This window comes from Bradyrhizobium sp. 179 (genome assembly GCF_023073535.1).
GTDB lineage: Bacteria > Pseudomonadota > Alphaproteobacteria > Rhizobiales > Xanthobacteraceae > Bradyrhizobium.
Window position 1 is genome coordinate 138,523 of the sequence record NZ_JADPJR010000081.1, and the last position, 24,995, is coordinate 163,517.

Annotated in this window: 21 protein-coding genes; 9 read left to right on the forward strand and 12 right to left on the reverse strand. The window is 64.2% G+C overall.

The genetic code is table 11. The annotated features are described in order from the left end of the window. The first annotated feature begins 5 nt into the window (after nucleotides 1-5). The 5 genes from IVB12_RS20365 to IVB12_RS20385 all read left to right on the forward strand — a co-directional run bounded on the left by IVB12_RS20365 (nucleotide 6) and on the right by IVB12_RS20385 (nucleotide 3,839). Nucleotides 6-887, forward strand: a complete 882-nt coding sequence (locus tag IVB12_RS20365) for an alpha/beta hydrolase (protein ID WP_247301316.1) — start codon at nucleotides 6-8, stop codon at nucleotides 885-887. A gap of 229 nt (nucleotides 888-1,116) precedes the next feature. Then, nucleotides 1,117-2,061 (forward strand): metallophosphoesterase, encoded by a 945-nt coding sequence (locus IVB12_RS20370; protein WP_247301317.1) that lies wholly within the window; start codon nucleotides 1,117-1,119, stop codon nucleotides 2,059-2,061. 14 nt (nucleotides 2,062-2,075) lie between these two features. After that, nucleotides 2,076-2,411, forward strand: a complete 336-nt coding sequence (locus IVB12_RS20375; RefSeq protein WP_247301318.1) for a cupredoxin family copper-binding protein — start codon at nucleotides 2,076-2,078, stop codon at nucleotides 2,409-2,411. 115 nt (nucleotides 2,412-2,526) lie between these two features. Beyond that, complete coding sequence (locus IVB12_RS20380) at nucleotides 2,527-3,075, forward strand: sigma-70 family RNA polymerase sigma factor (RefSeq protein WP_247301319.1); 549 nt, start codon at nucleotides 2,527-2,529, stop codon at nucleotides 3,073-3,075. Continuing rightward, a complete protein-coding gene (locus tag IVB12_RS20385; RefSeq protein ID WP_247301320.1) occupies nucleotides 3,072-3,839 on the forward strand; it encodes an anti-sigma factor in 768 nt (255 codons plus the stop codon). The genes IVB12_RS20380 and IVB12_RS20385 overlap by 4 nt, the downstream gene beginning before the upstream one ends. A gap of 33 nt (nucleotides 3,840-3,872) precedes the next feature. Here IVB12_RS20385 and hpnO read toward each other — a convergent pair whose 3' ends face one another. After that, nucleotides 3,873-5,264: an aminobacteriohopanetriol synthase HpnO gene (gene hpnO, locus IVB12_RS20390; protein WP_247301321.1), complete on the reverse strand. Its 1,392-nt coding sequence runs from the start codon at nucleotides 5,262-5,264 to the stop codon at nucleotides 3,873-3,875. Between the two features lie 141 nt (nucleotides 5,265-5,405). Between hpnO and IVB12_RS20395 the strand changes: the two genes are divergently transcribed. Next, nucleotides 5,406-6,032 (forward strand): DUF2147 domain-containing protein, encoded by a 627-nt coding sequence (locus tag IVB12_RS20395; protein WP_247301322.1) that lies wholly within the window; start codon nucleotides 5,406-5,408, stop codon nucleotides 6,030-6,032. Here IVB12_RS20395 and IVB12_RS20400 read toward each other — a convergent pair. Then, entirely contained in the window at nucleotides 6,000-8,588 is a 2,589-nt protein-coding gene (locus IVB12_RS20400; protein WP_247301323.1) for an MMPL family transporter, read from the reverse strand. The two genes, IVB12_RS20395 and IVB12_RS20400, sit on opposite strands and share 33 nt — an antisense overlap. 465 nt (nucleotides 8,589-9,053) lie before the next feature. On the opposite strand from IVB12_RS20400, the gene ispH reads away from it, so the two are divergent. Beyond that, nucleotides 9,054-9,980, forward strand: a complete 927-nt coding sequence (gene ispH, locus IVB12_RS20405; RefSeq protein WP_247301416.1) for a 4-hydroxy-3-methylbut-2-enyl diphosphate reductase — start codon at nucleotides 9,054-9,056, stop codon at nucleotides 9,978-9,980. 35 nt (nucleotides 9,981-10,015) lie between these two features. Next, nucleotides 10,016-11,173, forward strand: a complete 1,158-nt coding sequence (hpnH, locus tag IVB12_RS20410) for an adenosyl-hopene transferase HpnH (RefSeq protein WP_247301324.1) — start codon at nucleotides 10,016-10,018, stop codon at nucleotides 11,171-11,173. An 84-nt stretch (nucleotides 11,174-11,257) separates the two neighbouring features. Here hpnH and IVB12_RS20415 read toward each other — a convergent pair whose 3' ends face one another. The 6 genes from IVB12_RS20415 to IVB12_RS20440 form a co-directional block, all read right to left on the reverse strand. Next, a complete protein-coding gene (locus IVB12_RS20415) occupies nucleotides 11,258-12,007 on the reverse strand; it encodes a phosphorylase (protein ID WP_247301325.1) in 750 nt (249 codons plus the stop codon). Then, nucleotides 12,004-13,971, reverse strand: a complete 1,968-nt coding sequence (shc, locus tag IVB12_RS20420; RefSeq protein ID WP_247301326.1) for a squalene--hopene cyclase — start codon at nucleotides 13,969-13,971, stop codon at nucleotides 12,004-12,006. Before shc ends, IVB12_RS20415 begins: the two co-directional genes overlap by 4 nt. 51 nt (nucleotides 13,972-14,022) lie before the next feature. Further along, nucleotides 14,023-15,279 (reverse strand): hydroxysqualene dehydroxylase HpnE, encoded by a 1,257-nt coding sequence (hpnE, locus tag IVB12_RS20425; RefSeq protein ID WP_247301327.1) that lies wholly within the window; start codon nucleotides 15,277-15,279, stop codon nucleotides 14,023-14,025. Next, the gene (gene hpnD, locus IVB12_RS20430; protein ID WP_247301328.1) at nucleotides 15,279-16,118 is read right to left on the reverse strand and encodes a presqualene diphosphate synthase HpnD; all 840 of its coding nucleotides are present in this window, start codon (nucleotides 16,116-16,118) and stop codon (nucleotides 15,279-15,281) included. Before hpnD ends, hpnE begins: the two co-directional genes overlap by 1 nt. Then, nucleotides 16,108-16,992 carry a squalene synthase HpnC gene (gene hpnC, locus IVB12_RS20435; protein WP_247301329.1) on the reverse strand — a complete coding sequence of 295 codons (885 nt, stop codon included), beginning with the start codon at nucleotides 16,990-16,992 and terminating at the stop codon, nucleotides 16,108-16,110. Before hpnC ends, hpnD begins: the two co-directional genes overlap by 11 nt. Nucleotides 16,993-17,171: 179 nt before the next feature. Next, complete coding sequence (locus tag IVB12_RS20440; protein ID WP_166817451.1) at nucleotides 17,172-17,405, reverse strand: hypothetical protein; 234 nt, start codon at nucleotides 17,403-17,405, stop codon at nucleotides 17,172-17,174. A gap of 448 nt (nucleotides 17,406-17,853) precedes the next feature. Here IVB12_RS20440 and IVB12_RS20445 point away from each other — a divergent pair, with 448 nt between their 5' ends. After that, the gene (locus IVB12_RS20445; RefSeq protein WP_247301330.1) at nucleotides 17,854-18,351 is read left to right on the forward strand and encodes a hypothetical protein; all 498 of its coding nucleotides are present in this window, start codon (nucleotides 17,854-17,856) and stop codon (nucleotides 18,349-18,351) included. A 119-nt stretch (nucleotides 18,352-18,470) separates the two neighbouring features. On the opposite strand, the gene IVB12_RS20450 is transcribed toward IVB12_RS20445, so the two are convergent. From IVB12_RS20450 to IVB12_RS20465, 4 genes are all read right to left on the reverse strand, one after another. Beyond that, a complete protein-coding gene (locus IVB12_RS20450; protein ID WP_247301331.1) occupies nucleotides 18,471-20,834 on the reverse strand; it encodes an MMPL family transporter in 2,364 nt (787 codons plus the stop codon). A gap of 206 nt (nucleotides 20,835-21,040) precedes the next feature. Further along, the gene (gene eutC / locus IVB12_RS20455; RefSeq protein WP_247301332.1) at nucleotides 21,041-21,826 is read right to left on the reverse strand and encodes an ethanolamine ammonia-lyase subunit EutC; all 786 of its coding nucleotides are present in this window, start codon (nucleotides 21,824-21,826) and stop codon (nucleotides 21,041-21,043) included. A 6-nt stretch (nucleotides 21,827-21,832) separates the two neighbouring features. Continuing rightward, nucleotides 21,833-23,419, reverse strand: coding sequence for a B12-binding domain-containing radical SAM protein (locus IVB12_RS20460; protein ID WP_247301333.1), 1,587 nt, complete (start codon nucleotides 23,417-23,419; stop codon nucleotides 21,833-21,835). Between the two features lie 155 nt (nucleotides 23,420-23,574). Beyond that, complete coding sequence (locus IVB12_RS20465) at nucleotides 23,575-24,957, reverse strand: ethanolamine ammonia-lyase subunit EutB (protein ID WP_247301334.1); 1,383 nt, start codon at nucleotides 24,955-24,957, stop codon at nucleotides 23,575-23,577. Between the last annotated feature and the right edge of the window lie 38 nt (nucleotides 24,958-24,995).

Below are 24,995 nucleotides of genomic sequence, written 5' to 3' on the forward strand. Positions count from 1 at the left end.
CCACCATGATCAATCCGTACCGCTTTTCAATCGGCCCAGCCGACGCGCAGATCGCCATGTTGCAATGGGGCGAGAGCGGGAAACCACCTGCCCTGCTCCTGCATGGCACTGGCTTCGTCGCTGACGTCTGGGACGAGGTCGCGCGCGAGCTTGCATCGACCTACACCGTCTATGCGCTCGACCGGCGCGGCCACGGCGCCAGCCACAAGCCCGGCGCCTATCACTTCCTGGATTACGCCGATGACGTGTGCCGGGTGATCGAGACACTCGAGCTGCGCGACGTCTATGGCATCGGCCACAGTGCTGGTGCGACCGACCTACTGCTCGCGGCAAAACTTCATCCCGGATGCTTCACGCGCCTGTTCGTGATGGAGCCGACCGTGATGGACCCGCGCGCGGCGCGCTCCGGCGCATTGAGCGACGAATCCCTTTCCCGCGTGCACGGCACGCTGCGGCGACGGGCCGAATTCGAGAACGCTGAGGCCGTCTTCGCGCGCTACCGCGCGGCGCCGGCATTTGCGGATTGGACCGAGACGTCGCTTTGGGCTTACGTGCGCCACGGCTTCGTGCCGCTCGACGACGGCCGGGTAAAGCTCTGCTGCACGCCGGAGATCGAGTCGGCAATCCTGCGTCCGATCTACGAAGCGATGGAGCAGGTTTATCTTGGCGATGCCCGCGGCAATCCGTTTACCTCGCTCACCGAGATCGACTGCCCGGTGCGCGTCACGACGGCCGCGAAGTCGGGGCTCATCTATAAGGAAATGGCGGCGCGCGCCGTATCGCTGCTTCCGCGCGTCAGCACGTTGGTCTTCGATGATGCCGGGCATTGCGTGGCGCAGGAAGTGCCGGCGGCCGTGGTGCAAGCCGTGAGAGATTTTTCAAAGTAAGTCTCGTGCCCGGACGCGGCGCAGATGCGCCGCCGAGCCGGGGCCCATCTCACAGCGTACCGCGCGGCTTTCAGGGTCCCGGCTCTGCAACGCATCACCAAAAGGTGCTGCATTGCGTCCGGGACACGAGAATCTCCCCCTCACGAAATCGTCATCGCATTCGGGAATAAGACCCTGCCTCCCCCGATCACCTTCCCGAAGCCCAATTCCGGGCGAGAGGAGATGCGCGATGAGCGGACACGATCACGGGGACGACGGCGTCAGCCGCCGCAGGGTGCTGGAATGCATGACCTGGGCCGGCACCGGGGTGCTCTGGACCATCACCGGCGGCGTGCCGCGCTCGCTCGGCATCATCGATACTGCGCAAGCTGCTACCGCGGCCGCGCCCGGCATGACCTTCCTCCAGATCAGCGACAGCCATGTCGGATTCGACAAGCCGGCCAATCCCAACGCGCTCGGCACGCTGGAGGAAGCCGTGAGCAAGATCAACGCGATGCCGGTCAAGCCGTCCTTCATGATCCACACCGGCGACATCACGCATCTGTCGAAGGCCGCCGAATTCGACAATGCCGAGCGCATCATCTCGCAAACCAAGCTCGACGTGCATTACGTGCCGGGCGAGCACGACTTCATCGACGAGGAGGTGAAGCTCTATCGCGAGCGCTACGGCCATGGCACCAAGGGGCACGGCTGGTACTCGTTCGACGCCGGCGGCGTGCACTTCATCGGCCTCGTCAACGTCGTCGACCTCAAGGCCGGCGGCCTCGGCAATCTCGGCGCCGAGCAGCTCGCCTGGCTCGAGGACGATCTGCGCGGCAAGTCAAAATCGACTCCGGTCGTGCTGTTCGCGCACATCCCGCTCTGGACCGTCTATCCCGAATGGGGCTGGGGCACCGAAGACGGCGGCCGAGCGCTGGAATACGTCAAGGGCTTCGGCTCGGTCACGGTGCTCAACGGCCACATCCATCAGGTGATGCAGAAGGTCGAGGGCAACGTCACTTTCCACACTGCGCGCTCGACCGCCTTCCCGCAGCCTGCGCCGGGGGCCGCTCCCTCACCAGGACCGATGAAGGTCGATAACGCCAGGCTCCGCTCCATGCTTGGCGTTGCCAGCATCAACTTCAAGCAGAACGAGCAGCGCCTCGCCATCATCGACACGCCGCTCCAGGGCTGAGAGAAAAGCTGATCATGAAGACACTCAATCGGCGCGACTTCGGTGTCGACTTCGGTCTCGCTTTGGCCGCGGCCATCCTGTTGCCCACAACAGCTGCCCGCGCCGACGAGACGGAGGTGCATATCGACAATTTCGTTTTCCAGCCGGCCGAGCTCACGATCAAGGTCGGCACCACCGTGACCTGGACCAACAGGGACGACATCCCGCACACCGTGGTGTCGGCCGGCAAGTTCAGATCCAAGACCCTGGACACCGAGGACAAGTTCACGTTCACCTTCACCAATGCGGGCGACTACAAATATTTTTGCTCGTTGCATCCGCACATGACGGGGATGATCAAGGTTGAGTAACATCTCCAACCGAGGCACCCACGTCTTGCCCGGCCGGTTGTCCCACGCCGGCCGGGCTCAGACCTATTCGATCACGGCAAAAGAAGTAGCAAAGCAAAAGGCAAAGCGAGGCGCGATGCCCGGCAGCGACGATTTGCAGAAGGCGCAGCGCTTCCGCGAAGCGGCGCTGCCCTATCTCGACGACGTCTACACGCTCGCGCGCTATCTCTTGCGCGATGTCGCCGACGCCGAGGACGCGGTGCAGGAGTGCTATCTGCGCGCGCTGAAGCACTTTGACAGCTATCATGGACCGGCGATGAAGCCGTGGCTGTTCGCGATCCTGCGCAACGTCTGCAACGCAGAATATACGCGGCGCGCGCATTCGCACAGCGCGATCGAGGAGACGCCCGGCGCCGCCGAGCAGACACCGATCTGGCAGGAGAGCGAGGCAAGCCCTGAAACCGAAGTGCTGCGCAGCCGCGATGCCGGCGCGATCCGCAAGCTGATCGACGCGCTCGCCGAACCGTTCAAGGAAACCTTCGTGCTGCGGGAGATCAACAATCTTTCCTACCGTGAAATCGCCGAGGTCGTCGGCGCGCCCATCGGTACCGTGATGTCCCGCCTCGCCCGCGCCCGCGCCATGCTGCGCGCGGCCTGGAATGTGGAAGAGGAGCACTCAAGATGACTTGCGACGAAGCAAGGAACCTGCTTCACGCGCTGCTCGACAATGAGCTCGACGCGGGCCATGCGCGCGAGGTCGAAGCCCACATCGCAAGCTGCCCGGGTTGCGCTGCGGAGTTCGCCGCGCAGCGCGACATGCAGCGCGCGCTCGCCGACGCCAATTTGCGCTACACCGCGCCCGCAAGCCTGCGCAGCCGGATCGAGGCCTCGTTGCCCGAGCCGCAGCGCCAACAACCAAGCCGCCGCTCCGTGCTGCGCGGCTTTGCAATGGGCTCAGCCGTCTCCGCGCTTGCTGCTTCGGGCGTCGTCGCGGTGGTGCTGCGCCAGGACGACCAGCAGCGCATCCTGTCGGAGGTCGTCTCCGCGCATCTGCGCTCGCTCCAAGCCGGTCACCTTACCGACGTGATTTCCACCGACCAGCACACCGTCAAGCCATGGTTCAACGGCAAGCTCGACGTCGCCCCGCCCGTGATCGACCTCACCGCGCAGGGTTTCACGCTCGTCGGCGGCCGCCTCGACTATATCGATGCGCGCGCCATCGGTGCCGTGGTCTACCGGCGCCGGCAGCACGTCATCAACCTGTTCGTGTCGCAGACATCGAACGCGGAATATCGCGCGCCAAAGACCGAAACCATGCAGGGCTTCAACTGCCGCCGTTGGGGCAATCGCGGCCTGAACTTCTGGGCCGTCAGCGATCTCGGCGCCGACGAGCTCGCCGAGTTCGTCGACAGGTTCGAGGCGGCGATGAAGGCGAATGTCGAGGGATAGAGGGTCTCGCCACGTTGAGACGGATCGGCGAAACTACGCCGACCGTCGCACCGCATTGTCGACCAAGGTCTTGCCGAGCGACCAGATCGCGCCGGGGACCTTGTGGCTGCCGGCGATGACGTCGTCGAAGGCGCGCTCGATCCAGGTGCAGTCTTCCTCGGTGATGGTGAGCGGCGGCAGCAGCTTGATGGTGTGGCTGCCGTGGCCGGCGACCTGGGTCAGAATCTTGTGATCCTTGAACAGCGGCACCGTGATGAGCTGGCAGAACAGGCCCTTGTTGGCGGTCTCCAGTACGTTCCAGGAAGCGCGAAGGCGCAGCGACTTCGGCGGGCCGAACTCGACGCCGATCATCAGCCCCTTGCCGCGGACTTCCTTCATCAGCTCGTAGCCGGGCACCATGCGCGTCAGCGCGAGGCGCAGCTCGGCGCCGCGCTTGGCGGCGGACTCGATCAGCTTGTCGGACTCCATGACGTCAAGCGTGGCGATGCCCGCAGCCATGGCGAGGTCGTTCTTGGAGAAGGTGGAGCCGTGCACCACCGCACGATCCATCTGGTTGAAGATCTTGTCGAACATGCTCTTGCGCGTCAGCACCGCGCCGACTGGGACGTGGCCGCCCGACAGCGATTTCGACAGTAGCACCATGTCGGGCTCGACGTTCCAGTGCTCGACCGCAAGGAAGCGGCCGGTGCGGCCCATGCCGGTCTGGATCTCGTCGGCGACGAACAACGTGCCGTATTTCTTGCAGAGCGCGGCCGCGCCGGGCAGGAACTCATCGGTGGGCATGTTGACGCCCTTGCCCTGGATCGGCTCGACGACGAAGGCTGCGACCTCGCGCGAGGCCAGCGCCTTTTCGAGCGCGGCCAGATCGTTGAACGGGATCGGGGTGCAGCCCGGCAGCAGCGGCTCGAATCCGGTGCGGAAGTTCGAATCGCCCGTGAGCGACAGCGCGCCATAGGTCAGGCCGTGATAGCCGTGGGCGCAATAGACGATGCCGGGGCGGCCGGTCGCGCCGCGCGCGAACTTGATCGCTGCTTCGACGCATTCTGCGCCGGAATTGGCGAAGAACGCCTTGTCGAGATAAGGGACGTACTTCAAAAGCCGCTCGGCAAGCACGCCGGCGAGCACCGAGACATCGAACTGGACGAGATTGGGCAGGTCCGCATCGAGCACGCTCTTGAGCGCCTCACGCATCACGGGATGATTGCGCCCGATCGCAAACACGCCGAACCCGGACAAGAGGTCGAGATAGCGCGCGCCGTCGCGATCATAGAGGTACTGCCCCTGCCCTTTCTGGAACCCGACATCGTATCCGATGGTCTTCAGAACCCGAACGAACTGCTCGTTCAGATACCGATTATGCAGGGCGCTGCGCTGGGCCTGACGGTCCGCGAAGAGCTCAGACATGTCTGGATTTGGACTGTGCATCCGCTACATACTTCGGTTGAGGGCCGTCTCGTCAACTGAAAACGGACCGCTATCGAAAACGCTCTGTGCGGCCTTTTGCCCTTTTTCGGACCATCTTCGCAAGCACAGCTTTAAGCGATGTTGCACTGCCAAGGAACTATCATGCGTTTAGCCCTTTACACCGGAATAATACTGGCTGCCGGTTACACCTGTCCGACCCCCGCGCTGGCCGCAGACCCGACCGGCGACTGGCGGGTCGCCGACGGCGTCGCCAACATTCGTGTCGCCCAATGCAACGGCAGCATGTGGGGTGCCGTGTCCTGGGAAAAGCAGCCTGGCGGCCGCGACGAGAACAACCCGGATGTATCAAAAAAGAACAGGCCGACGCTGGGCATGGCGACCCTGATCGACATGAAGAAGAAGCCCGGCGTCGATCAGTGGGAGGGACAGGTCTACAACGCGAAGGACGGCCAGCTCTACAGCGCAACCATCACGCCGGCCGGTACCGACCAGCTCGAAATCAAGGGCTGCGTGATGGGCTTCCTCTGCGGGGGCGAGACCTGGACCCGGGTTGGTCCGCCGATCCCCTTGAGCCCCGCCAACGCCATGGCCAGGGGCGCGCCGAAGTCCGGTGGCGCGGCACCGAAGGCCCAGGGAACGACGGGCGCCACAGCACCTGCCCCCGCTGCTCCGAAAGCCGCCGGCGCAGCCAAGGCCGGTCAGAAGGGCGCCGCCGACCCGATCGGCGACATCTGCCTACTCCCTGAGATTGCGGGGTTTGCCCATTAGGGCCGGCTGGAACAGCAGCACGGCGGCAAGCGTCGTCACCAGGGAGAGTGCGAGCAGCTTGCCCATGCTGGATGTGCCGGGATGGCTCGACAGCCACAGGCTGCCGAACGCGGTCGCCGTCGTCAGCGCGCTGAAGAAGATCGCGCGTGTCAGGCTGGTCTGGAGAAGGTTCGTCCTGCCCGAGCGCCACGCTACGACGTAATAGATCTTGAAGGCGACGCCGACGCCGAGCAGCAGCGGGAATGCGACGATGTTGGCGAAGTTGAGTGGCAGGCCGATCAGCACGCAGATCTCGAGCGTCACCGCCCCGGCAACCAGGAGCGGCACCAGCGTCATCAGCACGTCGACGAACCGGCGTAACGTGACCCACAAGAGCAAGCCGATCACCAGCAGCGCATAGATGCCGGCATGGATGAACGCCTTCACCACGGTGTCGCCGGATTTCAGGATCGAGACCGGCCCGCCGATCGCGGTCGGCTCGGCCGCGAGCACTGCGGCGGCAAATCTGCGCAGGGTGTCGTTGTCATTGGGATCGCCCTTGGGCAATGCCTCGACGCGGATGATGCCGTCCTTGCTCTTCCAGGCGCTGACGAGATCCGGCGGCAGGGATTTCAGGGTGACCGGCTCGGCCTGCATCGCGTTCCTGAGCTGGTCGAACACGATCTTCATCGGCGTGACGAACACGTCCTGCGCCTTGTTGCGCGTGGCCTCATCGGAATTGGCGAGCTTCTCGAGCGCGTCGGCCAGCCGGCGCGAGGCCACCGCACCCGGGCCCTTCGCATCCCCCGCGGTCCGGCGCAGATTGTCGACCGAGGATTTCAGGGATTCGACGTTCTCCTGATCGGAGGGCGCCGCATCGATCTGGTCGGGATTGAGCGCGGGATTCAGCACTTTGGCGCCCTGCGCGAGCAGCTTCAGCTTCGGCGGCTGATCCTGCGGCACGAAGCTGTCGAGTGACATCACCCGCAGCACCTCGGGCACCTTCTCCAGCTTGGCTTCGACCTGCTTTGCCTGCTCCTCCGACGTCGTCATCACGTTGATGGCATTGGCGCCGGTGTTGGGATCCTTGCGCAAGTCGAGGAAGGTCGCGATGGATTCGGCGTGCGGGTTGCGCAGATTCATCGGATTGAAGTCGAACTTCATGAAGTAGAGCAGCGGCAGGCCGCCGAGCGCCAGCAGCAGCGTGCCGCCGACGATCAGGACGCGGTGCTTTTCGAGGAAGCGATCGAGCGGGGCCAGGAAGGCGTAACCGACGGGCTCCGGCTCGCCAGGCGGGTTCAACAGCTTCAACAGCGCCGGCAGCACGGTGATCGAAGAGATGAACGCCACCAGCATGCCGACGCCGGCGATCTGGCCGAGCTCGGAGATGCCCTTGTAATCGGTCGGCATGAAGCAGAGGAAGCCCGCGGCCGTTGCCATCGCCGCGAGCGACAGCGGCACCGCCGAGCGCTTGGCCGCCAGCACCAGCGCGCCCGAGAGATTGTCGTGCTTGTAGCGCTCGGATCGATAACGGACGCTGTACTGGATGCCGAAATCGACGCCGAGACCGACGAACAGCACCGCAAACGCGATCGACAGCAGATTGAGGGAGCCGACCATCATCAGGCCGGCCGCGGTCGTGATTGCGAGGCCCACGAAGAGGTTGACGAACACCGCGAAGATGATCTTCGCCGAATGCAGCGCCAGCCACAGAATGAGCAGCACGACGAGGACGGTGCCGATGCCGTTGACGACGGCGCCTTCCTGGACGGTCGCGTATTCCTCGTTGGCGATCGGGACCGGGCCGGTCAGCCGCACCCGCGCCTGGTATTTGGTGGGGAAATCCAGATCCGCTGCGGCCTTGCGGATTGCATCGGTGGCGCCCTTGCCCGGCTCCAGCGCGTTGTAGTCGAGGATCGGCTTGAACTCGATGAAGGCGCGCTTGTCCGAATCCTTCAGTGGCTCGTCGCTGACGAGCTCGCGCCAGGAGAAGCTGGCATTGCCCTTGTTGAGCACCGTCTCGACCGTCTGCGCGATCAGGTTGAAGGGCCGTTCCGTGCTGTCGAGCTTGACCTGGCCGCGCTTGACCCCGGCAAGTCCGGTCTCGAGCGCACCGGTCAGGCCGCGGATCGAGGGATCGCCCGCCATGATCTCGATCAGGGGCGCTGCGGATTCGAACTGACCGGTAATCTTGCCGACCTCCTCGGTCGGCAGGAACAACAGGCCGTTCTTCTCGAAGAACTCGCCGCTGCCGAGCTGCTGCATCGACTGGAAGTTGGTCTTGTCGTCTTTCAGCTTGGCAAAGAGCGCGTCCGCCGCCGCGCTCGCCATTTCGGGCGTCTTGGCCTCGACGACCGCCGTGATAGTCGCGTCGCGGTCGAAGGCGCGGTCGAACTGCTGGTCGCGCTGGCGCCAGTCGAGATTCTGGGCAATCAGCGAATTGATGTCGGTGTTGATGGCGAAGTGGCGCGCAGCGTAATAGCCCGCTCCCACCGACAGCAGGAGCCCGAGAACGACGACGAGGGAAGCAAACCGGGTGCAGGCCCTGACAATGGCAACGACGACGCTTTGCAGCACTTCTTTTCTTTCTGCGGTTAACAGCTTGCCGGAAACGCCCGCTGTTTATCGGAGTTCCCGGGCGAAACCTATTGCTGTTTGAGTGGCTCTCGCCGCGCGAAGGTTCGAGGTAAACGGCGGAGGAGCGTGGCAAAAATCATGTGGGGCGGTCGGTATAACCGGGGAGTTGAGGCGGGAAAGTGACGAAAGAGTGAGCACCACGCCGCCATATCGCTCACAATGGAGTACCCTACCATAATACCACATAATGCATTTTGTCGGGAACCCAACGTTCATTCAGCCTTCCCTTGCTGCCGATTTTTTGACACAAAGTATTGCGCCTCCATGCGCCGGAGCCCCAAACGGGGAGTGGGCGGCTACCGCGTGCGCAAGACCGATGGTGCGGATATTGCAGCTCGTTGGTCAGTATCGGGTGCTGTCGGGAACTTTGAAGTGGATTGGTGCAACTTGCGTGATGGACGTCCAATGGAAGTTTATCTGGCGCAGCCGCGCGGCTTCTGCGCGGGCGTGGTGCGTGCGATCGAGATCGTGGAGCGGGCCCTGGAAAAGTACGGCCCGCCCGTCTACGTGCGCCATGAGATCGTGCACAACAAATACGTGGTCGAGAGCCTGAAGAACAAGGGCGCGATCTTCGTCGAGGAATTGTCCGAGGTGCCGCCGAAAGCGGTGACCGTTTTCAGCGCCCATGGCGTCGCCCGCAGCGTCGAGGAAGAGGCCGCAGCGCGCGACCTTCCGGTGCTGAACGCCACCTGCCCCCTGGTCACGAAAGTTCACAATCAGGGGAAGCGCTACATCAGCAAAGGACGCACGCTGATCCTGATCGGCCATGCCGGCCACCCCGAGGTCGAGGGCACGATGGGCCAGGTTCCCGCTCCCGTGCTGCTGGTTCAAAGCGTTGAAGAGGTTAAGGCGCTGGCGCTGCCGGCGGATACGCCAGTGGCCTACATCACCCAGACCACCCTGTCGGTCGACGACACCAAGGACATCATCGCGGCCCTTCAGGCCCGCTTTACAGATATTCAAGGTCCGGATATCCGGGATATCTGCTATGCGACACAGAATCGCCAATCTGCGGTAAGGGATTTGAGCAAGCTGGTCGACGTGATCTTGGTGGTGGGCGCTGCCAACAGCTCGAACTCGAACCGGCTCCGCGAAATCGGCACCGAAGCCGGCGTCGCGAGTTATCTGATTGCCGACGGCAGCGAGCTCAATCCGGAATGGTTGAAGAATGCCAGGACGGTTGGCGTCACGGCCGGCGCATCGGCGCCCGAGGTACTCGTGGATGACGTGATCGAAGCGATGCGGCGGATCGGACCCGTGAAGGTGTCGGTGTTGCCGGGCCGCGAGGAAAACATCGAATTCAGGCTTCCGGCCCAACTGGCTGCGAGCTGACCCACCCGAATTCAAAGCCCAGAAAGAAACTTGTAATGGCCATCCCGTTCTTCAAGGAAATGCGTATCGGCGGCTATTTGCTCAAGCAGAAACTGCTTGGCCGCAAACGCTATCCGCTCGTGCTCATGCTGGAGCCGCTATTTCGCTGCAACCTCGCCTGCGTCGGCTGCGGCAAGATCGATTATCCCGATGCGATCCTCAATCGCCGCATGACGGCCCAGGAGTGCTGGGATGCCGCCGACGAATGCGGCGCGCCAATGGTCGCGATTCCCGGCGGCGAGCCGCTGATCCACAAGGAGATCGGCGAGATCGTGCGCGGCCTCGTCGCGCGCAAGAAGTTCGTCTCGCTCTGCACCAACGCACTGCTGCTTGAGAAGAAGCTCGATCTGTTCGAGCCCTCTCCGTATTTGTTCTTCTCCGTGCATCTCGACGGCCTGCGCGATCACCACGACAAGGCGGTGTCGCAGAAGGGCGTGTTCGACCGCGCCGTCTCCGCGATCAAGGCGGCCAAGGCGCGCGGCTTCACCGTCAACGTCAACGCCACCATCTTCGACGGCCACCCGGCCGAGGAGATCGCGAAATTCCTCGACTTCACCGTCGAGCTCGGCGTCGGCGTCTCGATGTCCCCGGGCTACGCCTATGAGCGCGCGCCGGACCAGGAGCACTTCCTCAACCGCACCAAGACCAAGAAGCTGTTCCGCGACGTCTTCGCCATGGGCAAGGGCAAGAAGTGGAATTTCATGCATTCCGGCCTGTTCCTGGACTTCCTCGCCGGCAACCAGGAATACGAGTGCACGCCGTGGGGCATGCCCGCGCGCAACATCTTCGGCTGGCAGAAGCCCTGCTACCTGCTCGGCGAAGGCTATGCGAAGACCTTCAAGGAGCTGATGGAGACCACCGACTGGGATAGCTACGGCACCGGCAAATACGAGAAGTGCGCCGACTGTATGGCCCATTGCGGCTACGAGCCGACCGCCGCAACCGCAGCCCTCAACAACCCGCTGAAGGCGATGTGGGTGTCGCTGCGCGGCATCAAGACCACTGGCCCGATGGCGCCGGAGATCGACATGTCCAAGCAGCGCCCGGCTCAGTACATCTTCTCCGAGCAGGTCCAGAAGAAGCTCTCGGAGATCCGCCGCGACGAAGCTCTCGCAGCGCAGGAGAAGGCGACGAAGGCTTCGACGGCGGCTTGAGGCAGGCCCAAGCAGGTAAGATTAAGAGAAAGGCCCGGTCGCCGATGCGACCGGGCCTTTCTTTCGTCAGCTCGAAGAAGCCGCTCAGGCCGCCTCTGAGACCAGGGTCTCGCTGCCGGCAACCTCGGTGCCGATCAGAAAGTCGCGGCAGCCGCGCAAAGATCGCAGCGCGCGGTTGAAGTCGAGGCCGGTCGAGACCAGCGCATGCAGCGTCGCCGGATTGCGCACGATGCCGCGCAGCACGGCCGGAAGGTCGATCTGGCCGTTCGGCTTGATGGCGGCGCGGGCGAGCGCCGGCAGCGCGCGATGGGCGGGGTCGCTGATGACGCGGACCGCGGCAAAGGGCAGCCCGGCCTCGGCGGCGTAGGCGGCCGCGATGTGGCTCTCCATGTCGACGGCCGCTGCTCCCGTCTCCGAATGCAGCGCCGCCTTGCAGGACCGCCCGGTGACCACTTCCTCGGCACCGGCGAGGCTACCGCGCACGACACGGCGGCGTCCCGAGGTCAGGCGATCGATGAGGTCGTCGCCGAGCGACAGCCCGGCGGCCCAACGGGTGTCGCCGGACAGCACTTCGGTGGCCAGCACGACGTCACCGGAGCGCAGTGTCGGGTCGAGCCCGCCAGCCACACCAAACGAGATCACACCGCGAATCGTTTCGGGATCCACCACCGTCAGCAGGGCCCGCAACTGGGTCGGGCTGCTGGATGAACAGATGACCGCCATTCCGGGCCCGGCTGCAATGCGGGCCTCCTGAACCAAACCGGTCACGATCAGTATCGGCCGCGGGTCGATCGTATTACCCGCGGTAAAATAGTCCCCCGTCCCCAAAGTCACATTCCGACCCCTACCACCCTGCTGTTGGTGTTCCGCAAGTTCCGGTACCGCGCCAGTGCCCACAGCGGGAAGAACTTTGGGTAACCATGATATCGTAGATAGAACACGCGGGGGAAGCCTGTGGCGGTGTACCGCTGCTCGTCCCACAGTCCTTTTTTGTTTTGTGTTGCAATCAGGTACTCCACCCCGCGGGCGACGGCCGGGTGATCAACCTCGCCTGCCGCCATGAGGGCAAGCAAGGCCCATGCCGTCTGCGAGGCGGTCGAGGGCGCAGCCTCCCAGCCCTTGTAGTCCAGGCGATAGCTGACGGCATCCTCGCCCCAGCCGCCGTCCTCGTTCTGGATCGAGGCCAGCCAGGCCACGGCTTTGCGAATCATGGGGTCCTTGTGGTCGACGCCGGCCATATTGAGGGCACAGAGCACGGACCAGGTTCCGTAGATGAAGTTCATGCCCCAGCGGCCGTACCAGGAGCCTTCCGGATGCTGGGTCTTCCGCAAGTACGCGACCCCGTCGGCCACTTGCTTGCTGGTCTTCGCGGTCTCGCCGAGCTGGGCCAGCATCGAGATGCAGCGCGCGGTGACGTCCTCGGTTGGCGGGTCGAGCAGCGCGCCGTGGTCGGAGAACGGGATATTGTTCAGGTAATATTCGAGATTGTTGACGTCGAAGGCAGCCCAGCCGCCGTCGTCGCTTTGCATGCCCTCGATCCACTCCCGGCCGCGGGCGATCGCGGCGTCATAGCCGGTCGCGCCGTGCTCCCGGCGCATCCGGTCCATCGACATCACCACGACGGCGGTGTCGTCGAGATCGGGATAATGGGCATTGTTGTACTGGAAGGCCCAGCCGCCCGGACGCACGTCGGGCCGCTTCACCGCCCAATCGCCCTTCACTTCGAGCTCCTGCTTCGGGATCAACCAATCGAGGCCACGCTTGGCGGCCGGCACGGCTTGCGCGTTGCCAGCTTCCAGCAGCGCATGGGCCGTCAACGTCGTGTCCCACACCGGCGAGACGCAGGGCTGGCAATAGGCTTCGTCGTCTTTGATAACGAGCAGCTTGTCGATGCCCCGCCGCGTCGTCGCGCGTGGCGGATAATTCTCGTCCTTGCCGAGCGCGTCATACATCATCACGATATTAGCCATGGGCGGATAGATCGCGCCCATGCCATCCTCGCCGTTGAGCCGCTCCTCGATGAAGGCGAGCGCCGCATCAATCGCGCGCTTGCGCAGGCTCTTGGGAAACATCGGCTCGATCAGGCGCAGAATCGCGTCGAGCGAGCGGAAGAGCAGGAACCAGGCCATGCTCTGGTGCGGCGCCTTCGCGGTCATGCCGATCGAACGCGGATCCTGCAGGAACAGCTCGTCGATGCCGACGCCCTTCGGATTCTTCGCACGCGGCTTCAGCGCGGCGATCACCATCAGCGGCACCATCGTTGTGCGCGCCCAATAGGAGATCTTGTTGAGGTGGAACGGCGACCAGAACGGCAGCAGCACGATCTCGATCGGCAGCACCGGCACCGCGCGCCAGGTCACGACGCCGAATGTCGCGAGCAGGAAGCGCGTGAAGACGTTGCTGTGAATCGCACCGCCGCGCGCATGGATGGCCTCGCGCGCACGCACCATGTGCGGGGCATCGATGGAATCGCCGATCATCTTCAGTGCGAAATACGCCTTCACGCTGGCGCTCATGTCGAACTCACCGTCATGCACCAGCGGCCAGCCGCCATGGGCACCCTGGACGCGACGCAGATAGTTGCCGATCTTGGCCTCGAGCACCGTGTCAACGGGCTCGGCGAGATAATGGCGCAGCAAGATATACTCGGCCGGAATCGTGCAGTCGGCCTCGAGCTCGAACACCCAATGGCCGTCCGATTGCTGGAAGCCGAGGACGCCTTGCGTCGCCGATGCAATGCTCGATTCCAAGATGCTTGGATCCAAGGCTTCGCGGCTGGTCGCGTTCACGGAATCCATGTCGCTCGATTGCTCCGATTGTCGATTGAAATTGACCGGGACATTTGCCCGTCAGGGCCGCTGTGCGGCGAGAATCAGATCGGCGGCGCGATCGCCCGACCGGACCGATCCCTCGATGGTTGCAGGCAATCCCGTAGCAGTCCAATCCCCGGCAAGGAACAGGTTTTTCAGCGCAGTGATCGGCGCCGGACGCAGGGCATTCTGCGCTGGCGTCGCGGCAAACGTGGCGCGGCGCTCACGCACGATCTGCCACGGAGGCAACTCACCGGACACGCCGCCGGCCTTGCGGACGTCGTTCCAGATCGCCTGCGCGAGTTCCTCGCGCGGCATGTCGACCAGGCGGTCGCCATTGCTGATGGTGACGGACAGTCGGTTCGGGAACGCGAACAGCCACTCCACAACGCCGCCGATCACGCCGAGGATCGGTGCAGAGCCCGGCGGCGGCTCGAAGCGGAAATGCGCGTTCACGATGGCGCGGAATTCGGTCGGCGTCTTCAGGCCGGGCAGCAGGCTGGCGGCGGCGCGGGGCGGCACCGCCATCACGATGGCGTCCCCCTCATTGAGCTCGATCACGTCCTCGCCGCCGAAATTCAGCGCGCCGACCTTGCCGTCATTGGTGTCAAACGAACGCAGCTCATGGCCGAGCTGAACCGTGTGGCCGCGCTCAGCCAGGAATTTCACAGCAGGCTCGATCAGGACGGCGCTGAGGCCGTCGCGCGCGATCAGGGGACGGCAGGCCTGCCCACCCGCGAGCAGCGTCTCGCGCACGATCGCGCCGGCGAGCCCGGCCGAGCCCTCGGGCGGATCGACATTGAGCGCCGCCAGCAGCAACGGCTGCACCAGACGCTGATAGAGGATGCCCTCGCAAGGAATGGACTTGCCGACCAGTGTCTCCTCCGACGCCCAGACCAGCGGCGCCAGCTTGAGATAATCGCTCAGCCCGGTATCGGGCACCCGGCGGCTCTCGTCGAGAACCCAGGTCGGCAGCCGGCCATCGCCGAGATCGATCTGCCAGCGTTGCCCGGTCTTGATGTCGACAAAGGGAAACTGCGCGCGCTCGGGGCCGACAAGGCCGGCCTCGGTGCCAATCGCGCGCGCATAGGCACGCGCATGGCTGTTGCCCGACAGCAGCAGATGATTGCCATTATCGATGGTGAGATTGGTGGCGCCGTCGAAATAGGATCGGCAGCGGCCGCCGGCCTGGTGCGTTGCCTCGTGCACGGCGACCTTGAAGCCGGCATTGGCGAGCCGCACGGCGGCGGAGAGGCCGGAAATCCCGGCGCCGATGATATGAGCTGTCTTTTGCATCAGATGAAAGCGTAACGGAGCAGGATCAGGATGCGTGTGATCTTCGACACACGCACCGGCGCGCGCGGCGCGTCGAAGCCGCGCGCCATCAGGAGGTCCAGAATGGAATGATAGTATTTCGACATGATCCGCGGCGCGCGCACCGCGCGGCGCTTGTTGCGGTTCATGATCTCGTCCGACTTCTCGAAATGCGATTTCGCGCGCTGCGCCAGCGGCAGACAGACTTTCGGCAGCGCGCGCTCGGCGATGACGCGGTTGGGATCGATGGAGGTGATGCCGGCATGCAGAAGCGCCTCGCGCGGCAGATAGAGCCGGCCGAGGCCGGCGTCCTCATCGATGTCGCGCAGGATGTTGGTGAGCTGAAGCGCGCGGCCGAGATGATGGGCAAGCAGGATGCCGTCTTCTTCCGGCAGGCCGAACACCCGCACCGACAGGCGCCCCACGGCGCTGGCGACACGATCGCAGTAGAGATCGAGGGTCGCCATATCGGGCGCGCGGATGTCCTGCGGCACGTCCATCTCCATGCCGTCGACAATGGCAAGGAAGTCCTCGCGTTTCAGCCCGAAGGTCTTCACCGAGGCGACGTAGTCCTTCAGGCGCGGCGGCGGATTGCCCTGATAGAGCGCATCGATGTCGTTGCGCCACTGCTGAAGCGCGGCAAGCCGCTCCGCGCGCGGGCCGTCGGAATCGGCGATGTCGTCGACCTGGCGGCAGAAGCTGTAGATCTGGAACATCGCTTCGCGCTGATCATGCGGCAGGATGCGCATCGCGGCGTAGAACGAGCTGCCGGATGCGGTCGAGCCATAATTGGCGCCGGGCGAGGTCGCCTCAAGCGTCATGTGCAGTCCCCGGTCTGGAAATGGCCCTGCGTCCGATTGCGCGACGGCCGACTTCGCCGATCATCCCGGCGAGGCTGAAGGCGAGCAGCTCGAGCTTGTTCAGATGCACGCGCTGGCGCAGCGGATCGCGCACCTTGAGCAGGCGCACGATGCGGTCGGCATAGGCCTGGATCACCGCAATGTCGACGCCGAGGCGGAAGTCCCTCACCTGCGCGCTGAGCGACTTGCTCTCGTTCAGCAGCGCTTCGTTTCGCACGGCGAGCGCCTGAAGGCAGGCCAGCATCGCCGGCGGCGACTGCGTCAGCCCGAGCTGCTCGACCGAGGCGCCGCTCGCAGCCAGCGCATCGCGCGGCAGATAGACGCGGTTGAGCTCGCGAAAATCCTTGCCGCAATCCTGGAGGTGGTTGTTGATCTGGAGCGCCGCGCAGAGCGCATCCGAGGCAGCCCAGGTCGAGGTGCTCTCGCCATGAACGTCGAGCATGAAGCGGCCGACCGGCATCGCCGAATAGCGGCAATACTGGATGACCTCGTCCCAATTCTCGTAGCGCAGCTTGGTGACGTCCATGCGGAAGGCGATGAGCACGTCGAGCGCATGGCGCGGCGCCATGCCGCGCTCGGCCAGTGCACGGCGCAGGGTGACCGCTTCGGCCTGGGTGTCGCCCTCGCCGAGCAGTTCCGCCTCGAGCAGGTCGAGATAAGCGAGCTTTTCGTCGGGCGGCAGCGTCGAATGGTCGGCGATGTCGTCGGCGGTGCGGACGAAATTGTAATACGCCAGAATCAGCGCGCGATGACGCGGATGAATGATCCAGGACGCGACGGGAAAATTCTCGTCGCGGTCACCCTTGCCGGATCGCAATTCGCTCGCAGAGGTCATCGAGGGCTGGTTTACAATCGGTTGGACAGGAAGGGCTTTTTCGCTCGCGCGGGCTCATGCCGGCGGCCCCCATATAGGGGAATATGGCCGCAAAACCAATCCTGTCTCTCGATGGCTGCCCCGTGCGGATCGCGCCGAAAAAGGCGGCCCGGGCCGCCCTTGTCGGCCAGCGGCCGAACTTACTGGTTGTGGTTCTTCAGGACCTGGTCGCAGGCCTGCGAGATCTTGGCCCGGTTCTCCTTGAGGCAGGCCAGGACGGTGAAATCGCCCTGGTCGATGACCGGACGGCAGAACTTCTGCACGTCGCGTGTGCAGGCCTTCTGCTCAGCGTCCGTGCCACGCCCTTGCTGGGCGAACGCCGCCGTCGAAAGAGAGGCCGACAGCAGGGTGAGAGCGACGAGAAGCTTACGCATTGTATTCCTTCATTCTGACGGCAGAATCGCACCGATCACGGGCTGCACGGGGCGGATGTCCGGAGCGGATTGTTCTGATGGCAAGTTGCCGCGGGAGTAGCGGCCTCAGAGAAGGCACAAGCACTGGCAAATGCGGCCAAATTGGCGCCACTCCCACCAAATCAGGTCTTCCCTGCGCCTTCATTGGCAGATGTAAGAGGCTGATACTACGAGATAATTCTGGAACATCGCGTTTTGGCTGGGATCTGTTGCAGAGCTGCATCTCTCTCCCTTGCTGTTTCGGTCGGAAACACACCGAAACACGGGGAATCGCGTTGTTGCGCGTGGCACGAAGCACCATCTTCGGTGGTCACGCGTTGAACCTGGCACAGGCTCGGAACACTAAACTTTCGATGTGGCGAGACGTCCTTGTCTTGAATGGACGTCGTTCCAAAACGGGATATTTGAGATGACATTCTTTGGGCGATCTGGACAGGCAATCAAGGCGGTCGGCGTCGGGGCTGCGCTGCTCCTCTCGGTGTCGGCAAGCCATGCTCAATCGTCCGGCCCATTTGCCGGTTTCGACGGCGCGTGGACCGGCACCGGCACGGTGTCGCTGTCCGACGGCTCCACCGAACGCATCCGCTGCAAGGCCGATTACAAGGTCGCCGGCAGCGGCCTCAACCTCAAGCAGGCGCTGCACTGCGCGTCCGACAGCTACAAGTTCGACCTCACGAGCGACGTGACGAGCCAGGGCGACCGCATCTCCGGCAATTGGAGCGAAGCCAGCCGCAACATCTTCGGCAACCTCCAGGGCACCGCCGGCGGCGGTCAGATCGACGTGTTCGTCGAGGCCAACGGTTTTGCCGCCAATCTGTCGCTGCGCACCAACGGCACCAAACAGACGGTGCAGATCTCTTCCAAGGGCGAGATCCGCGGCGTCAATATCACGATGACGAAGGGCTGACGTCCTTTCGGCTCACGAGCAACAAAGCCCCCGGCTCTCGCGAGCCGGGGGCTTTTTGTTGACATGGACATGCATATGGCTGCGTGACATCGAATCCGAGACGGCCCGGCCCGTCCCGCTCAAATCGCCGGCTTATCGCCCTGCAGCTTCGCGTGCAGGTTGATCAGCCACATCGCCGTCGGCCGCAGGATGAAGAGGTCGGCGACGAGCGCCATCACCATCGAGAAGGCGCTGAGCCAGCCGAACAGCCGCAGCGACGGCAGGTCGGAGAACACGGTGACGACGAGGCCGCAGGCCAGCACCACCGTGGTCAGGATCAGCGCCGGTCCGACCAAGACGGTGGCGCGCTCCACCGCGAGCGCCGAGCCGACGCCCGGCTTGCTCTCGAGCCTCAGGCGGTTGAGGAAGTGGATGGTGGCGCTGAGGCCGAGGCCGAACGAGACGGTGAGCGCGACCACGCTGGCGAATTGCAGGCCCTCGCCCATCGCCCACAGCACCGTGCCCGACATCACCACCGGGAAGATGCCCGGCAGGATGCAGGCCAACATCACGACCCAGGAGCGGAAGGCGAGGCCGATGAAGATCGCGACCAGCGCGAATTCGATGGTGAGGCCGCGGTTCAGCTTCTCGATCATGCTGGCTGAGTTGCGCGCCGCAATCGCAGCGAGGCCCGTCACTGCAATCTCGTAGCCGGGATGCTTCTTGCGGACGGCGTCGAGCTCGGAATCGAGCTTGTCGACGATCGGCAGCAGCTGGCTGGAATCCTTGTCCGGCACACGGCCGGCGACCACGACCGCGTCCTGCTCGGCGTCGATGAAGCGCCGCACCAGGTGCTCGGGGATGACGTTGACATATTCCTGCAGCGTCGCGACGTCGGCGCTGCCGGCCTTTTCCGCCAGCCAGCGGCGCAGGGTCTCGAGCGACCAGACGTTGCCGACACCGGCCGCCTTCTCCACGATCGCATGCACGTCGCCGATGGTCTGGAGCGTCTCGGGCGAATAGAGCGATTCGCCCTTGGGAAACGCGATCAGAACGTTGACCGGATTGGCGCCGGTCAGCTTGGCGTCGAGCCGGTCGCTGGCGGCGACCGCCTGGCGCTTGTCCGGCACCTGATCGGCGAGCCGATAGCGCGGCTCCAGATTGGCGTAGATGACGCCGAGACCGCCGACGAACAGCACCGCGATCAGGCTGAACAGGCCGGGACGGCCGACCATGCGCACCGCGATCCAATAGCAGAAATTGCGCAGCGCCTGGACGCCGGCATCGGCACCCTGGAACTTGACCGCAAAAACCTTCTCGTTGCGCACGAACAGCACGCCGAACACCGGCACCAGCGACAGCACCGCCACCAGCGCGATGATGGTGGCAGCAAGGCCCGCTTCGCCAAACTTGCGGATCAGGTCGGAGTCGGAGAATTGGAGCGCGATGAAGGAAATCCCGGCGGTGCCGTGCGTCAGCACGCATGCCGGCCCCACCACCAGCACGGCGTTCTTGAATGCCGTGAACTTGTCCTGGCCCGCGATCAGCCGGTCGCGTGCGGCGAAGGTGAGCTGCATCGAATCCGAGAAGCTGATGACCATGATGAGCGGCGTCATCACGTTCAGGAACATGTTGAGGTTGAAATTGGCCCAGCCGAGCGCACCGAGCGCCAGCAGGATCGCGATCATGGGCGGGAATGCCGCCGCGACCATGAACGAGATCTTGCGGAAGAAGATGATGGCGATGATACAGCCGGCGAGGATGCCGAGGATGTTGTAGGTGAGGCCGTCGCGCTCGACCGCGTTACGGATCTCGAGCTGCATCACCGGCACGCCGGAGAGCTGCACGTTGAGCCCGGTGTCGCTAAGGTCCTCCTTCATCAGCGTGCGGATGTCGCCGACGGTCTTGGTCAGCTTGTTGGAGCCGACCACCTCCGGATCGAGCGACAGCACGATTAGGGCCAGCGTGCCGTCCTCCGACAACAGCTTGCCGCGGATGATCTCGTTGTTCTTGACGGTCTCGATGAACTTGTCATAGGCCGCGCCCTCGGGCAGCTCGGGCGGGAACAGCGCCGCCGGCAGCTTGCCCGGCGCCGGTGCCTGGCGCGCAGAGAACAGCGAGACCAGCCCGCGAGTGCCTTCGACCAACTGCAGGTCCGTGATGAAGTCCCGCAGCTTCTCCAGGTTGTTCCTCGCCAGCAGATTCTTGCCCTCAACCACGACGAGAACGTCGAACTCCTCAGCCGGGAACTTCTTGGTCACCTCTTCGTATTGGTGGAATTCGCGGGTGTCGGAGCGGAAGAGCTGCGACAGCGAATCGTCGATCTTGATCCGGTGAATGCCGAACACGGCGCCGACGATCAGCGCGAGCAGGACGATACACGACACGATCGGGGTCCGGACGGCGATCAGCCCGAGCCGTTCCAGCCCGAAGGCGATCGAGGACGTAGGTCCCTGCTCGACCTTGTCGACATGAACCTCATTCTCGCTGTGCTTTTCGAGCATGCCTTATCCAGTTCCTAAATCGGTTCGGTCTTGAGAGCTTATTACGCCCCGCGAACGGCTTGAAAACGCCATACCAATGGGAGGCTTGCCCTTTGAAAATGCGCGGAAAATCGCCGCGAGGGGTTTAGCAGGTCAATCACCCTTCTCGCAAGCCGGCGAAATGTGGCCGAATCGATCAAGATGCGGCGATTTTGCCGGAATGCTACTCATTCCAGCAAAGCCGTGCCAATTCGACGCGGCCCGCGGTCCGCGCTCTCGTCCTTCAGCGCCACGCCGGTGGTCTTCCGGGCGAGCCCCTCACGGACCAGCCAGGCGATCTTGAAAGCAGCGTCTTCATAGCTCAACCCAGCGCGGTGGATGCTCGACACGCAATTGCGCTCAGCGTCGGTACGGCCGGGTTTGGGCGCGAAGGTCAGATAGGCGCCGAGGCTGTCGGGCGCCGACAGGCCCGGCCGCTCGCCGATCAGCATTGCGACCATGTGCGCGCCGAGAATCGCGCCGATCTCGTCGCCGAGCGCGACGCGCGCGCCTGAGGCGACAACGACATGGCCGATCGCGACACCATCGTCGGCCGCGAGCAGCGGCAGCAGGCGCCGCAGCAGCGCCACCGCATGGCCGTGGACCGCTGCCGCCGACAGGCCCTCGCCGATCACGAGCGCGAGTTGGTACGGCGCCGAGGCCCTTGGCACCAGAAGCTCGGCTGAGCCGGCATCAAGCTGCCGTCCAAGGTCCGGCCGCCGCAGATAGTCCCTGCGGTCGATCGCCCGGCTCCTCACCTCGGTCACGACCAGGCCTAGCGCGCGGAGATCGGTGACCAGACGCGGCACCTCGAAAACGGCATGCACGGCATCGCGGGCGCGGGCATGGTCCAGCGTGAAATCGAGCAGGGCGCGCGTCGGCAGGCTTGCGCCGCTGCGGCCCAGCGCAACGCGTGCGGGCGTGAACGTCCGCAGATCGAGCGTCGGACGGAGCGGCGGAGCCGGATCAGACATGTCGCATCATTCGGCGGGAACGGCGGCCTCGCGCAGCCGGATCGAGTAGTTCGAGGCGTTCTGCTTGCCGCTGGAGGCCGCGCGCGCGAAGGTGATGAGATGATGCGCAATCGTGGCGGAGCCGATCAGGCCTTCGAGATCGCCGCGCCGGATTCGCCCCAAGGCGAACTTCCAGAACACGCGCCTGTAGTCGCCGAGCACCCCGATCTGCCAGAAGATGTTGCGTAGCATGATCAGGCCGCGCTTGATGTTGGGCCAGGTCTTCATCTCCGGTGCCACCGGCACTTTGAGGCGGTTGGCATAGGTGTAATCGCACTGATGCTGATAGCGCGCATAGACCTTCTCGGGCGCGTAAGCGACCTCCATGCAATGTTTCCAGGACGCGACAACCTCGTCGTAGGGCAGCAGGAAGTCGACGTTGGAATCGCGGCCCTCATCGTGGACCAGGCGTCCCTCACGCTCCAGCCGGTCCCACAGCGGCGTCTTCGGCAGCGCCTGGAGCAAATTGATGGTGAGCAGCGGAATCCGGGACTCGTCGACGAAAGCGAGCAGCGCCTCCGACGTGTTCGGCTTGTCGGTGTCGAGCCCCATGATGATGCCGGACACGACCTCCATGCCGTAGGAGTTGATGGTGCGCACGCCCTCCAGGATCGGGACCATCATGTTGTGGTCCTTGTGCATCGCATGCAATGCATCCGGATCCGGCGTCTCGATGCCGCAGAAGATGGTGATGAAATAGGCCTCGCGCATCTTCTCGAGGATCTCGGGCCGCTTGGCGATGTTGAGCGTCGCCTCGCAGGCGAGCCGCACCACGTAGCCGGTCCGCTTCTGCCATTCGATCAGATGCGGCAGCAGGTCCATCGCCGCCTTGCGGTTGCCGATGAAATTGTCGTCGACGAAATAGACGGTGTCGGTCATGCCGCATTCGCGAAGACGGTCGAGCTCGGCGATGATCTGCTCCGGCGTCTTGATCCGGGGATTGCGCCCGTAGAGGCCGGGGATGTCGCAGAACTCGCACTGATAGGGGCAGCCGCTGGAATACTGAATGCTGCCGAGGAAGTATTTCTTGACGTCGGCCAGCTCGTAGGCCGGGATCGGAAACTCCGTCATCGGCACGCGGTCCTTGGTCGTGAGCACGACCTGCTGCTCGGGACGCGAGGTGTCACGCGACAGGATCTCGATCAATTGGTTGGTGGCATCGCCGAGCTCGCCGACGTGGAGATAGTCGAACGACGGATAATAGTCCGGGCAGGCGCTGACCGAGGGACCGCCGAGCGCGACCGGCAGATCGAATTCATGGGCGCGGCGGCAGATGTCGTTCATCTGCTGGCGCTGGATGTGCATGCCGCTGACGAAGACCGCCTCCGCCCATTCGAACTCCTCCTTCGACGTGCGGCGAAGGTTCTCGTCGACGAATTTGACCTGCCACTCTTTCGGAAGATAGGCGGAAATCAGCAGCAGGCCCTGCGGCGGCATGAAGGCGCGAACGCCGTCGGTCAGGGGATAGGAATACTCGAACGTGCCGAACGACGAGGTGTAGCGCGGAAACACACAGAGAATCCGCCGGGACGTTCCGTTACTTTCAGCTCGCATCAAAGCTCCCCCGCCACGCTCGACCGAATGGTGCGGAAATTGCCAGCCAGTCACCTAGCGTAATGCTGTCGCCGGAATTTCTCAATATTGTGGCCGGCATTCAATTCGCGAGAGGCGCCAATAGTTTCCGGGGGGAGCTGGCGTTTTCCGTGGCGTTACGCAATCAGCCGCGAGGCAAAATCGGGCAGCAGGCCTGCATCTCCGGCAAGGCGAAAGTCGGCGCCGGCAATGCCCGATAACACCAGCCAGTCGTCGAATTCCGGCGCGCGGCGCAGGGAGAAGACGTCACGGACATAGAGCGCGTCGTGAAAAGAGGTCGACTGGTAGTTCAGCATGACGTCGTCGGCACCGGGCACGCCCATGATGAAGGTGACGCCGGCGGCGGCGAGCAGCGTCAGCAGATTGTCCATGTCGTCCTGGTCCGCCTCGGCGTGGTTGGTGTAGCAGATGTCGACCCCAAGCGGCAGGCCGAGCAGCTTGCCGCAGAAATGATCCTCTAGCCCGGCCCGGATGATTTCCTTGCCGTCATAGAGATATTCCGGTCCGATGAAGCCGACCACGCTGTTGACCAGAAGCGGCGCAAAGGCGCGGGCGACCGCATAGGCGCGCGCCTCGCAGGTCTGCTGGTCGACGCCGTGATGGGCGCCCGCCGACAACGCCGAGCCCTGCCCGGTCTCGAAATACATCACGTTCTGCCCGACGGTGCCGCGCCGCTGCGACAACCCGGCCTCCTGGGCCTCCCTCAGAAGCGCGAGGTCGACGCCAAAGCTGCGGTTGGCGGCTTCGGTGCCGGCGACCGACTGGAAGACGAGATCGACCGGCACGCCCTGCCCGATCAGCGACAGCGTCGTCGTGACATGGGTGAGCACGCAGCCCTGGGTTGGGATCTTGAGCCGCGCGATGATCTCGTCCAGCAGCCGCAGCAATTGGGCGACGACGGCCGGATCGTCGCTCGCCGGGTTGATGCCGATGCAGGCATCGCCGGCCCCGAGCAGGATGCCGTCGAGAATCGAGGCGGTGATGCCCCTGGCATCGTCGAACGGATGGTTGGGCTGCAGCCGCGTGCTCATCCGCCCCTTCAGGCCGATGGTGTTGCGGAAGGCGGTGGTGACCTCGCACTTCCGCGCCGCCAGGATCAGATCCTGGTTGCGCATCAGTTTCGAGACGGCGGCCGCCATTTCCGGCGTGAGGCCGGGCGCGAGCATTTTCAATGCCTCGGGCGTGGCGGCGTCCGATAGCAGCCAGTCGCGGAAAGCGCCGACCGTCAGCGAGGCCACCGGCGCAAAGGCCTTTGCGTCGTGGCTGTCGACGACGAGACGGGTGACCTCGTCAGCCTCATAGGGGATGACCGCTTCCTGGAGGAACTGTCCGAGGGGGACATCGGCGAGCGCCATCCGTGCCGCGATCATCTGCTCGGCGCTGGCGGCGGCGATCCCGGCCAGCCGGTCGCCGGAGCGCGGCGGCGTCGCCTTGGCGAGAAGGTCGCGCAAGTCCGGGAACGTGTAGGTCGTCGCGTCGATGGTGTGGCGGTAGACCAAGGCCCTCTCCAGGGGTCGTCGGCCAGTGGCCGAGTGCA

Excerpts from the sequence above, each read along its gene's own strand:
- IVB12_RS20365 (WP_247301316.1), top strand. The coding sequence starts at position 6 with ATGATCAATCCGTACCGCTTTTCAATCGGCCCAGCCGACGCGCAGATC.
- IVB12_RS20370 (WP_247301317.1), top strand. The coding sequence starts at position 1,117 with ATGAGCGGACACGATCACGGGGACGACGGCGTCAGCCGCCGCAGGGTG.
- IVB12_RS20375 (WP_247301318.1), top strand. The coding sequence starts at position 2,076 with ATGAAGACACTCAATCGGCGCGACTTCGGTGTCGACTTCGGTCTCGCT.
- IVB12_RS20380 (WP_247301319.1), top strand. The coding sequence starts at position 2,527 with ATGCCCGGCAGCGACGATTTGCAGAAGGCGCAGCGCTTCCGCGAAGCG.
- IVB12_RS20385 (WP_247301320.1), top strand. The coding sequence starts at position 3,072 with ATGACTTGCGACGAAGCAAGGAACCTGCTTCACGCGCTGCTCGACAAT.
- hpnO (WP_247301321.1), bottom strand. The coding sequence starts at position 5,264 with ATGCACAGTCCAAATCCAGACATGTCTGAGCTCTTCGCGGACCGTCAG.
- IVB12_RS20395 (WP_247301322.1), top strand. The coding sequence starts at position 5,406 with ATGCGTTTAGCCCTTTACACCGGAATAATACTGGCTGCCGGTTACACC.
- ispH (WP_247301416.1), top strand. The coding sequence starts at position 9,054 with ATGGAAGTTTATCTGGCGCAGCCGCGCGGCTTCTGCGCGGGCGTGGTG.
- hpnH (WP_247301324.1), top strand. The coding sequence starts at position 10,016 with ATGGCCATCCCGTTCTTCAAGGAAATGCGTATCGGCGGCTATTTGCTC.
- shc (WP_247301326.1), bottom strand. The coding sequence starts at position 13,971 with ATGGATTCCGTGAACGCGACCAGCCGCGAAGCCTTGGATCCAAGCATC.
- hpnE (WP_247301327.1), bottom strand. The coding sequence starts at position 15,279 with ATGCAAAAGACAGCTCATATCATCGGCGCCGGGATTTCCGGCCTCTCC.
- hpnD (WP_247301328.1), bottom strand. The coding sequence starts at position 16,118 with ATGACGCTTGAGGCGACCTCGCCCGGCGCCAATTATGGCTCGACCGCA.
- hpnC (WP_247301329.1), bottom strand. The coding sequence starts at position 16,992 with ATGACCTCTGCGAGCGAATTGCGATCCGGCAAGGGTGACCGCGACGAG.
- IVB12_RS20440 (WP_166817451.1), bottom strand. The coding sequence starts at position 17,405 with ATGCGTAAGCTTCTCGTCGCTCTCACCCTGCTGTCGGCCTCTCTTTCG.
- IVB12_RS20445 (WP_247301330.1), top strand. The coding sequence starts at position 17,854 with ATGACATTCTTTGGGCGATCTGGACAGGCAATCAAGGCGGTCGGCGTC.
- IVB12_RS20450 (WP_247301331.1), bottom strand. The coding sequence starts at position 20,834 with ATGCTCGAAAAGCACAGCGAGAATGAGGTTCATGTCGACAAGGTCGAG.
- eutC (WP_247301332.1), bottom strand. The coding sequence starts at position 21,826 with ATGTCTGATCCGGCTCCGCCGCTCCGTCCGACGCTCGATCTGCGGACG.
- IVB12_RS20460 (WP_247301333.1), bottom strand. The coding sequence starts at position 23,419 with ATGCGAGCTGAAAGTAACGGAACGTCCCGGCGGATTCTCTGTGTGTTT.